Genomic DNA, 15375 nt, shown 5'->3' on the forward strand with positions numbered 1-15375 from the left:
TAAGCATTATTCTGTTGCTATTGAGTTTTTTAGGCTATTGATCATAGCGTGTAACTCTTTGGATTCTATAACCCATTCACGGCCAGTATCGTTATTTATATAACCAATTTCTATGCCGATATAAATCTGGGTTCGGGCTTCTGAAAGAGATGAACGTGCAATATCTAAAAAGCGGCGCTTTTCTTTATTACTGTCTCTTGTCATCCCTTCTGCTATATTGCTCGGTACAGATAGTCCTGCACGTGTGAGTTGATCTCTAAAGCCATAATCACGTAAGTCTGCTGTTATTTTATAAATTTGTGCGGATAACCTTGCTGAACGTTTCCATACTTCTAGCTTTTCAAAGTTCATAATAATCCTTTTGATAAAGTCATCAGATCTAAGATTTAAAATCTATATAGCACTTGTTTTACTTACAACTTACGGCTTTAAACTTATAGCTTTGTTTTAGAAGTAACCTTCCATCTTTTTCTTCTCCATAGAACCTGCAGAGTCATTATCAATTACTCGCCCTTGACGCTCAGAAGTAGTACAAAGCAGCATCTCTTGGATTATCTCAGGAAGGGTTTGTGCTACAGACTCAACAGCACCCGTTAGCGGGTAGCAACCAAGCGTTCTAAAACGAACCATTTTATTTTGTACTTGTTCGCTCTCTTCAAGCTCCATACGCTCATCATCAACCATAATAAGCGTGCCATCGCGCTCAACTACAGGGCGCTCTTTAGCAAAGTATAATGATGGAATTTCAATACCTTCAAGGTAAATGTACTGCCAAATGTCTAGCTCGGTCCAGTTACTAAGCGGGAACACACGAATGCTCTCACCTTTATCTACTTTACTGTTATAAACGTTCCACAGTTCTGGGCGTTGGTTTTTAGGATCCCAGCGATGATTTTTATCACGGAAAGAATAAACACGTTCTTTAGCACGTGACTTTTCTTCATCGCGGCGAGCACCACCAAATGCAGCGTCAAAATTATTCATATCAAGCGCCTGCTTAAGGCCTTGAGTTTTCATAACATCTGTATGCTTAGCACTACCGTGTACAAATGGGCTCATGCCCATTGCTATACCTTCTGGGTTTTTATGAACAATTAGATCAAAGTCATACTTTTCGGCCATTTGATCTCTAAACTGGATCATTTCTTTAAATTTCCAGTTAGTATCAACATGCATAAGCGGAAAAGGAATTTTACCCGGGTAAAATGCTTTACGTGCTAAGTGTAATAAAACCGACGAATCTTTACCTACAGAGTAAAGCATTACTGGATTATCAAACTCAGCTGCAACCTCCCGCATAATATGAATCGACTCGGCTTCGAGTGCCTTTAGATGAGTTAGCTTTTCTTCATTCATGATGTTTTTTCATATCCTAATTTATCAAAATCCATTCGCGTCAATTTTAATGACCGACTTAAAAAATTTATGCTCCGATAGTCTATGTTTAATTACTAGGGCATGCAATGTGTGTATTTTTTCAAAGGCGCCTAACGGTCAATTAAGCATCGGCCAATTTTGGCGTAGACGAAGAGCTTGCTCACGTTAAAAGGCCAGCTGCTCATGGCTTCAAAATGTAATAAACACCAGCAAGTTGCCCCTCTACAAGTAATAATTAACTCTATTTCTCTTCCCCGTGGGGATAACCTCTTCATCACTTTGTGTATTTAGGCTAAAGATTTTTACCACCGAGGATACAGAGGCGCTGCGCGCTACACTGAGAAAGATCTCCTCCTTCTCTTCTCCGTGTTCTCTTTGGTGATAATAATCTCTTAATCACTTGAATGGGCTTAACCCAAAACAATTTGACCACCAAGAGCACAGAGCCGCTGCGCGCTGCACTGAGAAAGATCTTCTCCTTCTCTTCTCCGTGTTCTCTGTGGTGATAAAATCACTTTCATCGTTTATTTAAAAACAATTTGACCACCGAGGGCACAGAGCCGCTGCCCGCTACACTGAGAAGGTACTAACACCAGCAAGCTGCGCGTCTACAAGTAACTATTACTTCTCCTACTCTTCTTTATGTTTTCTGTGGTGATAACAATCTCTTAATCACTTTATGCATTTAGCCCAAAACAATTTGACCACCGAGAGCACAGAGGCGCTGCGCGCTGCACTGACAAAGATCTTCTCCTTCTCTTCTCCGTGTTCTCTGTGGTAATAACAATCTCGTAATCACTTTATGCATTTAACCCAAAACAATTTCACCACCGAGAGCACAGAGGCGCTGCGCGCTACACTGAGAAAGATCTTCTCCTACTCTTCTCTGTGTTCTCTGTGGTGATAACAATCTCTTAATCACTTGAATGGGCTTAACCCTAAACAATTTTACCATCGAGGGCACAGAGCCGCTGCGCACTACACTAAGAAAGATCTCCTCCTTTTCTTCTCCGTGTTCTCTGTGGTGATAATAATCTCTTAATCACTTGAATGGGCTTAACCCAAAACAATTTGACCACCAAGAGCACAGAGGCGCTGCGCACTACACTAAGAAAGATCTTCTCCTTCTCTTCTCCGTGTTCTCTGTGGTGATAATAATCTCTTAATCACTTGAATGGGCTTAACCCTAAACAATTTTACCACCGAGGGCACAGAGCCGCTGCGCGCTATACTGAGAAGGTACTAACGCCAGCAAGCTGCGCGTCTACAAGTAACTATTACTTCTCCTTCTCTTCTCCGTGTTCTCTGTGGTGATAACAATCTCTTAATCACTTGAATGGGCTTAACCCAAAACAATTTGACCACCGAGGCGCTGCGCGCTGCACTGAGAAAGATCTTCTCCTTCTCTTCTCCGTGTTCTCTGTGGTGATAATAATCTCTTAATCACTTGAATGGGCTTAACCCTAAACAATTTTACCACCGAGAGCACAGAGCCGCTGCGCGCTATACTGAGAAGGTACTAACGCCAGCAAGCTGCGCGTCTACAAGTAACTATTACTTCTCCTTCTCTTCTCTGTGTTCTCTGTGGTGATAACAATCTCTTAATCACTTTATGCATTTAGCCCTAAACAATTTCACCACCGAGAGCACAGAGGCGCTGCGCGCTACACTGAGAAAGATCTTCTCCTTCTCTTCTCTGTGTTCTCTGTGGTGATAATAATCTCTAATCGATTTGTGTGTTTAGCCCAACGCTCAGCCTTTCGCTCACTTACTTCCAATTCGATTTGTACGGCCCTTTTCGGCCTAGTACCCCATCTACAATACCTTTAAGCATAAACACCAAACGCTTGCGCCTATTTTGTTGCATAACCGAATTTAAAAATAACCTTACAGGCATAAAAAATAAGCATCTGAGTTTCCAGTACATTGGCACATAAGGCCTGCGACTTAAAAGCAATATATTTCTAAATTGATAATAAAGCCTAATTGGCGCGCCTACTTTATAAGTAACACCAATAAACTTACTACGTGAATCGCCAAGCCTATGCACCATTTCTATATTTTTAGCCTTGGCTATATCAAAGCCCATACTGCGCGCTCGCCAGCACCACTCATGATCTACACCATCAATAAATAATGACTCATCTTTTAAACCTATTTGATCTAAGGCGCTTAAATCAATCATCATACCTGAGGCTATTATTTGAGTAACACCAACTAGTTCATCGTATTCAAATACTTCTTTTTGGATACGAGGGTTTACTTTTTTGTCTGAGAAACTGCACCTAATACGCGGACCTATAGCCACTACATTCTGTTTAATTTTGTTAGAAGCCTTCATCAAACTACTTAAATTAAATACCATGTCACTCGGAATTAAGCTATCTTGATCAAGCAATACCGCGTACTGGCAACCTTCCTTTAATAAGTAAATTAATCCAGCATTATGCGCAGAAGCTATACCTGAGTTCTCTGCTAGATGAATGTAGTGATAATGACTAATTATTTTGGTAAAGTCGTGTGGGGTCGGGCTATTATCTACAATAACCACTTCTTTAGTTTGTCCATATAAACGAGTTAACAGGCGCTCAGTAAGCGCTAAGTCGGGTTTATACACGACTAAAACAGCTCCGATCATAATTTAATTGCGCTTATTTAAGCCCAAAATAAAACGATCCGCTTTATAGGCTACTTTTATAATCCAAGAAGGCATCATCCTTAAAACCAACACAAACAAAGCATAACAATAGTTTTGCAGTGACTTTTGCTTAAGCGAGTTCATCGCTAATAATCTTGCTTTAAATTCATTGACCGATTTTCCACGGCCCCTCCTTTTATAAAAGCCATTTATACGCCTAAAATGTAAAAGAGGCTCTTTAACGTTTGCAAACTTACATCCATCTTTGGCCAAAGCAATCCAAAAAAAATAGTCTTGTGTATTAAGCATATTTGTTAAATAACGATGGCCACGCGAAAACACACTATATCTAATTGCGACCGTTGGATGATTTATAGGGCAGCGTCTTGAAAATGCGAGTAATAACTTAGTGTGCGTAAGAGGTAAGCGACGAATGCCGGCTCTATTTCCATATTCATCAACCTCCCATAAAGCTGAACCTAATACGTCAACTTCTGGGTTTGCGTCTAAAAAAGCAATCTGCTTTTCAAAACGAGTAGGTACACAAATATCGTCAGCATCCATTCTAAAAAAGTACTTTGGATGTAAAGCAATAGTAGAGTCAATAATATAATTCATACATGTACTTAACCCTTGGTTTTTTAAACCCTGGACTATCACAACATTGGGGTAGGTTTGCGCGGCTTTTAATAAATAGTCGAAAATGCAGTCCGATACCTCTCCGTCAATAACTATCATGTATAAATCAGGTGCCACGGTTTGATTTATGACACTTTCTAATGCCTGCTGTACCCATTCTACATTATCATTTTTGTAGACAGACATACCACATACAATACTTGCTTTATTAGGTAAAGAGGCTGGTGCTTTAATAATAAACTGGCTATCTGAATTCAAGGTTGGGCTCATAATCTCTCATTTAAGGGTAAACAACCTGATGGAACCAGTCATTATAAACCTCGTTATTCTATCGTATTAAGCGCTTTAATTCAAAAATGTAAATAATAAACACCTACAAAAAATTACCTATGCTTCCCTAATACTTTTAATAGCAAAGTTCTCTCTTTTTAGAGTAAGGTTTGGATTGTAAGCTGGATCCGCTTTAATTACCTCTGACCACGTAGCCTTCAGGTAATCCAATTCACTTTTAAAGCGCAAAACTTTCTCAGGTGTATCTTCATGGCCTCTTGAAACCGACTCATGGTGATATAAAATTGCTTCTGCACAGTATAAGTTGCGCCGCCCCAACTGTTGCACTTTTAGACACAAATCAACATCATTAAAAGCAATTGCTAAACTTTCTTCATTTAGCCCTTCAACCGCCCAAAAGTCTTTTTGTGTAATAAGCAAACATGCAGCAGTTACAGCACTATAGTTTTGCGTAGCAATAAGGCGATTCATATAGCCGTAGTGATCACCAGGAAAATACTTATGCCCATGACCAGCGCCGCCACCATAACCCATTACTACACCTGCGTGTTGAATACGATTATCTGAATATAATAATTTTGCACCTACACAGCCTATGTCATCGCGCATAACATGGCTCACCATATTTAAAAGCCAATCGGGGTTAATAACTTCAATATCATTATTGACTAACGCGAGCACTTCTCCTTTAGCTCTTTTGGCTGCAAAATTATTTATCGCCGAATAATTAAATTGTTTATCATAAGATAAAAGCGTAATTTTAGGGTGCTCGTTCAATTTGTGAAAATAACGTATAGACTCACTATCGTCCGAATTGTTATCTACTAATAGTATTTCATAATTTGTATAGTTTGTTTTTTTTAAGATAGAGTCAATACACGCACGAACTAGCTCCATAGCATTGCGCGTTGGTATAATTATAGATACTAAAGGCTCGCACTCTAAATGCCACCGTAAAGATAGAGTGGGTAATGCATTGTTAGTATCTATTATCGATGCCACATCGTTATACATAGGTTCAAGTAAAGCCTTTGCTTTATCAAGACTTATAATATTAGTTGGTCGTGAAAGCATTACAAGCGGTATATGCTGAATTGTTGAATAAATATTCTCCAAATAGCAAGAAGCTAAATACTTTACTACATTGAACTTGCTCAAAGGCCCGCACGTTTTTGCAAAACTAGCTAACTTTACAATCCAAATACCCGAATTAATATAACCCGCTGTTAACTGTAGATCTGGGTTCCAATCCGGCTTAAAGTCGGGATACTCTCTTATTTGTGTGGCATTGAGCTTATCTGTATCAAAATAAGCTAAGTGCGCATCTAAATTTATATGAGTAGTTAATGCAAGCGTTAAATAACTATCTAGTTTGTCTCCACTATATACAATAAAACTCGCTTTAGTTTTTTCTTTATTCAGTCGAGCATCGCCAACCAGATCAGATGTAACAATAAACTCAAAATTACAATGCTTTGGCAAAAAGTTATTTAAATGCTTTTCGTCTGCATTTTTACACCAAAAAATTACGTTAGAAAAAGGCAGGCGCTGAGCTTTTATAGATTCCAAAGTAACAAATAGCTCATTGCTGTTACATTGCTCAACACATACAAGTAGCATACTTTCGCATACCTTATTTCCGCTACTTTTTATTTGTGCCGACATCTGAGCGTTTTGATGTTTCATATAAGCCAAGTAAGACGCTTTTTGCTCTTCTATAGTTTGTAGCTGATACATCAAACCGCTTTTATGTAAATTATTACTATATGCTGCAACCAATTTAGGGTGTTTTTTAATACTTTCAACCCATGTATTAGGGGTATAGTTAATAATAAACTTAGCTAAGTTTGCTATTAATTTTCTGACAAATTGCAATTAAGTAGTCCCGTAGCAATGAACGATAAAGACAGCCAGCACAAATATCAACCTTATCAAGACGCTAGTAACGCTTTAATATAAGCCATTAAACTGAAGCGCACCTGAAGCAAGTTACACACATAGCCTCTGAAATCATTTTTTTTTGTATTTATTGTTTTCTCGCTGTTTACTATTAGCGTGGGGTAACGGCTGTAAATAGCATCTTTAGTGTATTGTATAAAACTGGGTAAAGCTTCTTTTGGCCGAACCGTTTCAAACAATGCAGCCACAAAAGGAAATCTATCCTCTACCTGTGGTTGAGCATAGACGCACAAAGCTAAACTTTTTAATAAAGCCCGATCTTGTGAGGCTATAAAATTAAATACATCTATACATTGCGCCTTAGAAACTTCTTGCTTAAAAAAGTGTTGATGGGGCTGCTTTTGTATTACAGCTATAAGCTCTTCTGCTTGCTCAAAAGGTGCTTGCTCTGCAAGCCTCTCTATCCAACGAATAGACTGCCTTTTATAGTCATTAAACTGATGCTTACCCACAAAAGTAAATTGCTTTATTCCTTTGTTATAAGCTTGCAGCACTCTGTCTAATCGGCCAGCGTATTGACCTAACTCGTAATAATTAAAACATCGTTTAATTTCAAGTGCCTCTAAACAATATCCAGGGTTTATTCGCTCAGAGACCTGCACATCGTAATCAGTATTTTTGTTATTAAATACTACACTTAAAAAATCACATACAATGCTTTTTTTTACAAATAAATCGTCATGATAAGCTCGTAATGTAAGCTTTTTACCAAGCTGTTGCCCATATTCTCCCAAGCGTTTTAGTGTGTGCATAGGTAGTGTTTCAGCCCTTTTTATAACCGCGGTATTACCATGGCGTTTAACTGACTGATTATAATGAGACTCGTGCAACTGAGCTGGGTTACGAACATACGCAATACATTGCGCATCAGGAATCGCTTTTATTAGTGCAGGTAAGCGGCTAAAAAAGAATTCTGAGCTTAATAACAATGTACTACAGTTAGCAGCTTGTGCTTTAGTTATTATGTCTTGCAGCTTCTTTGGGTTAAATACATAATCACCGTTATGCGCAGAAAAAACAGATAAAAAGTTACCCGAACTAATTCCGTTACTATCTTGCTGATGCTCGGGGTAATAAACCCCTTTTGATAAAAGGTAGCTGGCGTGATCTTTTAGCCACTTTTGAATAGCTGAAGTCCCCGTTTTTGGGGGGCCAATATGGATAATTGTTTTCATTAATAATCTACGCGGTTAAATAAGCTTAGAAAGTTATTAACTCGCATATTTTCAGCGTTTAATTTTAAATACGAGTTAGCATAATCAAGCGTGGTTAAATTGGCCACCGAGCCATTTTCACGCTCAACCTGAACCGGTATATAGTTAAGGCCACACGCTACACACAGCTTCCAAAATTCGTCCGACCAATGGCTAGAAAAAAGCTCAACCACGGTTGTACCTGGCCTACAAAATACTATATTAGCTAAACCGGCACCGTGCGGGGCAACAACAACATTTGCGGCTCTAAAAATTTTAGCATTTTGTTTTACCGTATTTTTCTCGCAATATATAGTATCAATACCAGCTAAATGTAGTTCGTTTATAAACTCGTTTTCATTTGTAATTATTCGTTTGCTACCTAAATTACGACTAATATACAAAGACGTACCAGCACTTATTGGTAAATTTGAAGAGAACGTCTCACGGATAAAATCAACAATCCAATCAGACGTATAAAGCGCATCCCTTGGCTCACTTACCGACACAAAACAACTACACTTTAATATCCTGTTATAGGCACTTCTGCCCTCTACTTTATTAAAGTCGATATTAAGAATCTCGAATGCTTCTTTAATGAAAGGCAAATCTTTAAAATTAATAATTATTTTATCAAAAAAGTTTAAATCTATACCTAATGACTTAATAGCTTGCACTTTTGGTAACACGTCAAACAAAAAATGGCTATAAAACTTACCGCCCGGAGACGTTAAATCGAGTACTTTAAGCTTAGAATAATCAGCATACTCTTTAGCACTATTTAATTTATCTACTGCTGTTTTATAACTAAAACCATTTACAACTTTCCCGTGGCTTAAAAAACCTTTTTCTTCATCTAAACACGCCAGAACACTGTTTGATGCAAAAACACTGACCCCTTTTTGTTTAAATGCATTACCACGAAAACGGGCATGCTGAGAAACAGCCTCGGGTACTGCTACTGGCGGGTATTGAGCGCCCCTTTTTATTGTTATTTTTTCGCTTCTATTAATAATATCATCAATAATAAACTGACTATTTTTAGTTTTATGAAAGCGATTGAATCGAGTTAAAAACACAAAACATCCTTACAGGGCTTTTGTGCAAAAAGCTCATCTTGGCCTATAAACTCTTTTGCGCAACGGCGATTTGGCCCTAAAAAGTGTGCATTAATAGCGTGTAGCTCTCCTTTACTTAGTAAAAGACGAGTTGGCTTTTTTGACTCAGGGTAGTCATTAATCTCAGCTATTAGCTCATCACGTATACGCGTGTAATGAGGTATGTCGGTAATGCCTTCAGTACGCTCCTGCATGAGCATTAATGCGCTTGTAGGTAAAGATTTATTCACAACCACATTGTCGTTGGTGTTTTTAAGCTGAAGGTCAAATAGTGACAAAAACGAGTCAACTACGCCATCGTCGTAATTAACCAGCCATATATTTTCTTTTCCTACCTTTTCTGACCAACGGTTTAGTTGCTGAAAGTAATTTAGTCGCGGAAAGTTATTCAACGCCATTTGAAAAAAGCGCCCCTGATATCTTACTTGAGGGTCTTTTACTAACTGATTAAATAACGATAAAAGTAAATCTGATTGACGCCTTACAGTGCCAATCACCACCACTTTTTTAAACTTTTTAACCCACTCCTGAAAACGAGGGTTATTAAAATAAAAAGGCGATAGCTCACTAGAAACCAGTGCGGAATGACACTCGTTATCACGCATTTCTTGCTCAAGTAAATCAAGTACTTCTGGTATTTTATACTTTGCAGGGTAGCCATGAATAGGCGCAAAGGCTAAAGCAAAATGATGATGCGCTTGGTCGTTCATTTGTAACAGCGTAGAATATAAAATCCCTTGCTGTTTTAAGGTATCTTTTTGCAAATCTAACTGAAATTGAACTGCTGACGTACCGGTTTTAGACCAACCAATATGCAAATATAAAGTATCAAACATTAATTACTACTCACCTAAAAACCCAAAACGGCCAAAATCACTTACTAACAAACCCCATTTAAGAATTTGTGTTTCGTTTAAACTTAATTCACCCACAAAAGGGTTTTCATACCCAGCTGCATGCCACTTATCAAGAGGGTTTAAAATATGCAAATTTTGCAGCCCAAAGTCACCCGGAATTTGGGCATCGGCTACGGCGTTATCGCCAACATGTATAAAACTTTGCCCCTCGGGTAAACTCTCTTTTATATGTTGCCACATTGTACCACTGTCTTTACGCTTACCTAACTCACTTGAAACCAATAGCTCGAACCCCACGCTGACACCAACTTTGGCAAGCATAAGCGCCACTTGTTTTTTTGTGTAGTAAGTATCGGAGGCAACCGTTACTTGTTTGCCTGATAAAATTAAATGGTTAAACAAATCGACCATTTCGTCTTTTGGTAAAATCATTTCTAAATCGTAGGCAAACTCCTGCTCTGCATAACTATTAGCCTGCTCTGTGGTCCAGTTATAACTATTTGCCAAATGTAAATACGTTTCAAAAATAGTTACATCACCTACAAAGTTTTTTTGCTGCCTCACTTCAAACTCGGCATTGTTACGGACTATAACAAACTCGTGCGCATTTAAAACAACACCCTGCTCTACCAAATTTTTACCTAGCAACAGTTTAGCGTAGTCTGGCGCGTGATATTTGCGCCTTACTAATGTATCAAACACGTCAAAGCTTATATGTTCAAAACTATTAAGTTGATGAGTTAAGCCCTCAGCACTATTAACATACTGCGATAAAATAAAACTTTTATCATGGGTAAACTGACCCGAGGTAGGATAATAAAACAGCTGTTGATAGCCATTTTTTTCTGCAAGAGAACCAATTAAACGCTCAAGAGCGTGAAGCTCTGAGCCATCATTAGGTAAGGGCTCTGCAGGAAAATCATCATAGCTGTATGGCTTATTTAATAACTGTTTAAGTGCTTCAGGACGCGCCCAAAACATACCACCAGCAGGATAAGCTATAAAGTCATCCGCGAGCTCTATTTGCCACTCACTCGCCATTTTTTTTGCATGAGGTTTATTTTTAAGCCAGTGATTAACCCAATTAGGCATCATCCAAAACGAGGTTGGGTAATAAATCCCTGTATTTGGGTTATTGTCAAAATGATTTAAAACTTGCTTAATAACGTGCTGGTCTTTTAAAAGGTATTCGCCTAGGTAATCGGCCCATTGTGTTTGAGCGCGGCCAGAATAAAGCGACTTTTTAGAATGCATATGACAAAACAAATCGTAATTTTGTAAATCCTGAGCAAACTCAACAAGTAAAGGTCCAAAATTGCGCCCACGATTAGGCACAACTTTAACAGTTACCTTACTTACTTTTGGGCAGGCGTTAAAAACCGTTTGTGCTTTACTAGCAAGCTCGTCGCTGGCAACGCTTATGAATACATCAACCTGCTGTTCGTATTTAGCTAAGCAGTTGGCGTAATAATCTATAAACTCACCATAAAACACATGAAAACACATGGCTATTTTTTTACTTTTAGGTATACCATCTGCAGTTGAGCTAATAGCTTTTGGGTGCCACTTGCGCGAAGCAGGCATGGCTAAACGCCCTTCCTTCTCACCATGATATATATAGTGCACTAATGCATGCTCACCTTGTAAATAAATGTCTGTATTACATTTATAATAAAGCTCGGTATCAAAGTTAGGGCTGGGGTTTACGCAGCTAAATGCCCCCTTGTGCAAATAATCTTCAAAGGCTTCTTGTTCACAGCTAAACACACGGCACTGGTTAGCACTGTACCAATGGCTATCAAATAACCCTTTTTCTTTTGCAGCAGTTAATAACTTAGCTATTTTTTTTGGTGAATAGCGTTTAAAACCAGCGCTACGCTTAACATATTGTTGGGTTAGGAGCCTACGTTCCACTCCCTTTGCAACCCTAAACAGAAAAGGTTGATTTTTAACAAAGTTAAATAAACCGGGCGCTGCTTTTTTTATAAATTTTTTATTTATCATTAACCTAAACCAAAAAATTGAATTGCGTTAACAGTACCATTACCCGCTACATCATCATCAATATCAAAAATGTGCCTAACTGCATGAGGGATCATATTAGGTTTAGCTAAATAGCTTTCTAATAAGATTTCTAGCTCATTAGCTGTAAAGTTAACAGCACGCTGAGCATTATGCTCACATAAACTTAAAGCGCCCGCCATAACTTGTTCTAACAGGTAAAAATAGCGCTGCGAAGCGACTTTTCGGCCATAATACATATCAAAACTATTAGGGTTAAGGGTATTAAATTTAATATCTCTAAATTGCCCGTTAGGTGCTGTTAGCAATGACTCTAAAAACATTGAGCGGTCTAGTGGTAAGTAACCGTCACCTATTTTAACACCCTCTTTTAAATACCCTTGCATATAAGCACGTGTGCTAGCAACTTTGTGCGAGCCAGGGTTAGAAGCAATCAAATAATGTCCATGCGTATCTTTATTGAGTAATATGCCTAACAAGCTCTGGATAGTACCTGAATAGCCTAAATCAACTAAGTGCAGAGTACTCTGGGCAGTTACCTCTATTGACTTTAAATACGCTAAATAAGCACATTTAATCGGCGCAACAAGTAAATCTATATCATCACGGCTATCCGTTAACATAGCAATGATTTTACTTTTATCCTTTTTTAGGTCTATTTGCGTATTAAAAACGCGCTCGGTAAAAATGGTGGTAATTTCAGAGTCGCAGAGTAAAAAGCGAGTACGCATTAAATCATAAAACGTACCTGTAAAGTCGCCTTTAAGAGAGTACGTATAGCTTCGTTCATCACTCAGTAACAGCTTAAATAAAAATGCACGTGAAGCTAATAAATAATAGCTTTTTTGCTGTTTGCGAGCGCCATTTAAATAGTGGTTATATGCTTGCTGTAACCAGTAGCCTTCTCGTGCTAAAAAATACAGTGGTTTGTCTTGCGGTTGATTGTCTAATAATCGCTGCGAAAAAAAGCTCAGCACAGGGCCTAAAAATACAGAGCCAAAATTAGCAAACCGAGGCTCACTTACTGGCATTTTACAATTACTTAGCATAGTTTTAGTCCACTCATAAGTTTAAAAAAGCGTTTAGCCGCACCATTTTATATACACCTAAATTAACGGGCGGTGTATTGTAGGTTGCAATACAGTTTGAGTAAACTGCATTACTAATGCACACAGGTAAATAACGATAAAAACATACTACAGAACTTTTTTAATACAAATAATGGCGTAAATTATATGCAAAACAAGCTTAATTTGCGCCCTTAAGCTTTAGCCACTACTTTTATGTAAGCTGTATTGCACGTAAAAATTACAGCTTAATATCTCATTAACTATGTAGGCAGCTAGATTTAATTAAAAAAGGAAAACCATGCAAATACTTCACCATGGAGCGGTTAATGGCGTAACAGGCTCATGCCATGAGCTAGTAATTAACCCACAAACTAGCATATTAATTGATTGTGGGTTGTTTCAAGGAGAAGACGCAAAAGTAGACTTATCTATAGAATTTAATACAACGCATATAAGCGCGTTAATAGTAACTCATTGCCATATTGACCATGTAGGGCGTATACCTTATTTATTAGCAGCTGGCTTTAAAGGCCCTATATTTACAACTCCCGCCTCAGCAAGTTTACTCCCACTTGTTATTGAAGATGCCTTAAAGGTAGGTGTAACACGCGACCCAAAAATTATAAAAGCCTGCCTAAACTTACTACAAAAATACATTGTGAGTGTTAACTTTAAAACATGGTTTACCCTTCCATGCAAAGGGGAGCAAACTGCAAAGGCGAGGTTTCAGCGAGCCGGCCATATACTTGGCTCTGCATATATTGAAATAGACATTACCCATACAACCAGCTCAAATCAACATAATAAAAATACCCATAGAGTGGTATTTTCAGGTGACTTAGGCGCACCTTACACCGCATTGCTACCGACCCCCAAAGCGCCCTATAAAGCAGATACATTAGTGATTGAATCAACTTATGGTGATAAAAATCATCAAGGCCGCAAAGAGCGCGCGCACACACTAAAAAACGTTATTGAGCGCGCAGTTGCAGATAACGGCGTGGTGTTAGTGCCTGCATTTAGTATTGGCCGCACCCAAGAACTACTTTACGAGCTAGAGCAGCTAATACATCAATCGGCTAAAGGCTCACCTTGGCGTAATATACACATAATACTAGACTCGCCTATGGCTGCTGACTTTACACACCAATATAAAAAGTTTAAACACTTATGGGATGCAGAAGCAAAACGTAAGGTAGCAATGGGTAGGCACCCACTCGACTTTAAAGCATTAACCACTATAAATAGCCACTCAGAACACCAAGCAATTATTAACTATTTAAGCTCACACCAAACCCCAGCCATTGTTATAGCCGCAAGCGGTATGTGCACCGGTGGCCGTATAGTTAATTACCTTGAGCGTTTTTTGGATGATTTAACAACCGATATAATATTTGTAGGCTACCAAGGTCGCGGTACGCTAGGCCGTGAAATTCAAAAATATGGCCCACGTAATGGGTATGTTTTTATAAACGATACACGTATTACAATTAACGCACAGGTGCATACCATTAGCGGTTACAGCGCACATGCTGATCAAAACGGCTTAGTTAAATTTGTAACAGGTATGAAGAAAAAGCCCAGCCATATAAAAATTCTACACGGCGATGATAATGCAAAACATGCATTAGCAAACAAGTATAAAGAGGTGCTGGGGGAAGACATTAAAATTGAGATTGCCACGTAGCTTAACTGACCGAGGCGCTCACCGAGTAGTTATTAGTTCCTCTCCTTCACTTCTCCGTGTTCTCTGTGGTGATAATAGTCTCTTAATCACGTTGTGCACTTAACCCAAGCCATTTTTACCACCGAGAGCAAAGAGGCGCTGCGCGCTACACCGAGAAGTAATTAACTCTTCTCTTTCACTTCTCCGTGCCCTCTGTGGTGATAATAATCTCTTAATCACGTTGTGCACTAAACCCAAACCATTTGACCACCGAGAGCACAGAGGCGCTGCGCGCTACACCGAGAAGTTATATTCGATCTTCTCCTTCACTTCTCCGTGCCCTATGTGGTGATAACAATCTCTTTAATCACGTTGTGCATTTAACCAAACGAATCTACCACCGAGAGCACAGAGGCGCTGCGCGCTACACCGAGAAGTAATTAACTCTTCTCTTTCACTTCTCCGTGTCCTCTGTGGTGATAATAATCTCTTAATCACGTTGTGCACTAAACCCAAACCATTTGACCACCGAGAGCACAGAGGCG

The 15375-nt window shown here is 38.8% G+C and carries 11 protein-coding genes; 1 reads left to right on the forward strand and 10 read right to left on the reverse strand.

Annotated features, from left to right (window positions below; translation table 11 throughout):
• Nucleotides 1–6 precede the first annotated feature (6 nt).
• From MTF64_RS11060 to MTF64_RS11105, 10 genes are all read right to left on the reverse strand, one after another.
• Entirely contained in the window at nucleotides 7–351 is a 345-nt protein-coding gene (locus tag MTF64_RS11060) for a four helix bundle protein (protein WP_024596727.1), read from the reverse strand.
• A gap of 96 nt (nucleotides 352–447) precedes the next feature.
• Complete coding sequence (gene cysD, locus MTF64_RS11065; protein ID WP_248451373.1) at nucleotides 448–1356, reverse strand: sulfate adenylyltransferase subunit CysD; 909 nt, start codon at nucleotides 1354–1356, stop codon at nucleotides 448–450.
• Between the two features lie 1789 nt (nucleotides 1357–3145).
• Nucleotides 3146–4015: a glycosyltransferase family 2 protein gene (locus MTF64_RS11070; RefSeq protein ID WP_248451374.1), complete on the reverse strand. Its 870-nt coding sequence runs from the start codon at nucleotides 4013–4015 to the stop codon at nucleotides 3146–3148.
• 3 nt (nucleotides 4016–4018) lie between these two features.
• Complete coding sequence (locus MTF64_RS11075; RefSeq protein WP_248451376.1) at nucleotides 4019–4924, reverse strand: glycosyltransferase; 906 nt, start codon at nucleotides 4922–4924, stop codon at nucleotides 4019–4021.
• A gap of 117 nt (nucleotides 4925–5041) precedes the next feature.
• Entirely contained in the window at nucleotides 5042–6682 is a 1641-nt protein-coding gene (locus MTF64_RS11080; protein WP_248451377.1) for a glycosyltransferase, read from the reverse strand.
• Nucleotides 6683–6876: 194 nt separating this feature from the next.
• Nucleotides 6877–8079: a hypothetical protein gene (locus MTF64_RS11085; RefSeq protein WP_248451378.1), complete on the reverse strand. Its 1203-nt coding sequence runs from the start codon at nucleotides 8077–8079 to the stop codon at nucleotides 6877–6879.
• A complete protein-coding gene (locus tag MTF64_RS11090; RefSeq protein ID WP_248451380.1) occupies nucleotides 8079–9176 on the reverse strand; it encodes a glycosyltransferase family 61 protein in 1098 nt (365 codons plus the stop codon). Before MTF64_RS11090 ends, MTF64_RS11085 begins: the two co-directional genes overlap by 1 nt.
• Entirely contained in the window at nucleotides 9167–10051 is an 885-nt protein-coding gene (locus MTF64_RS11095) for a hypothetical protein (RefSeq protein ID WP_248451382.1), read from the reverse strand. Before MTF64_RS11095 ends, MTF64_RS11090 begins: the two co-directional genes overlap by 10 nt.
• A gap of 6 nt (nucleotides 10052–10057) precedes the next feature.
• Nucleotides 10058–11986, reverse strand: coding sequence for a rhamnan synthesis F family protein (locus MTF64_RS11100; RefSeq protein ID WP_248451383.1), 1929 nt, complete (start codon nucleotides 11984–11986; stop codon nucleotides 10058–10060).
• An 89-nt stretch (nucleotides 11987–12075) separates the two neighbouring features.
• Nucleotides 12076–13143, reverse strand: a complete 1068-nt coding sequence (locus MTF64_RS11105; protein WP_248451385.1) for an HAD family hydrolase — start codon at nucleotides 13141–13143, stop codon at nucleotides 12076–12078.
• Nucleotides 13144–13462: 319 nt separating this feature from the next.
• Here MTF64_RS11105 and MTF64_RS11110 point away from each other — a divergent pair, with 319 nt between their 5' ends.
• Nucleotides 13463–14851, forward strand: a complete 1389-nt coding sequence (locus MTF64_RS11110; protein ID WP_248451388.1) for an MBL fold metallo-hydrolase — start codon at nucleotides 13463–13465, stop codon at nucleotides 14849–14851.
• The last annotated feature ends 524 nt before the right edge of the window (nucleotides 14852–15375 follow it).

It is taken from the genome of Pseudoalteromonas sp. 2CM41L, from assembly GCF_023161905.1.
In the GTDB taxonomy this organism is placed as follows: Bacteria; Pseudomonadota; Gammaproteobacteria; order Enterobacterales; family Alteromonadaceae; genus Pseudoalteromonas; species Pseudoalteromonas atlantica.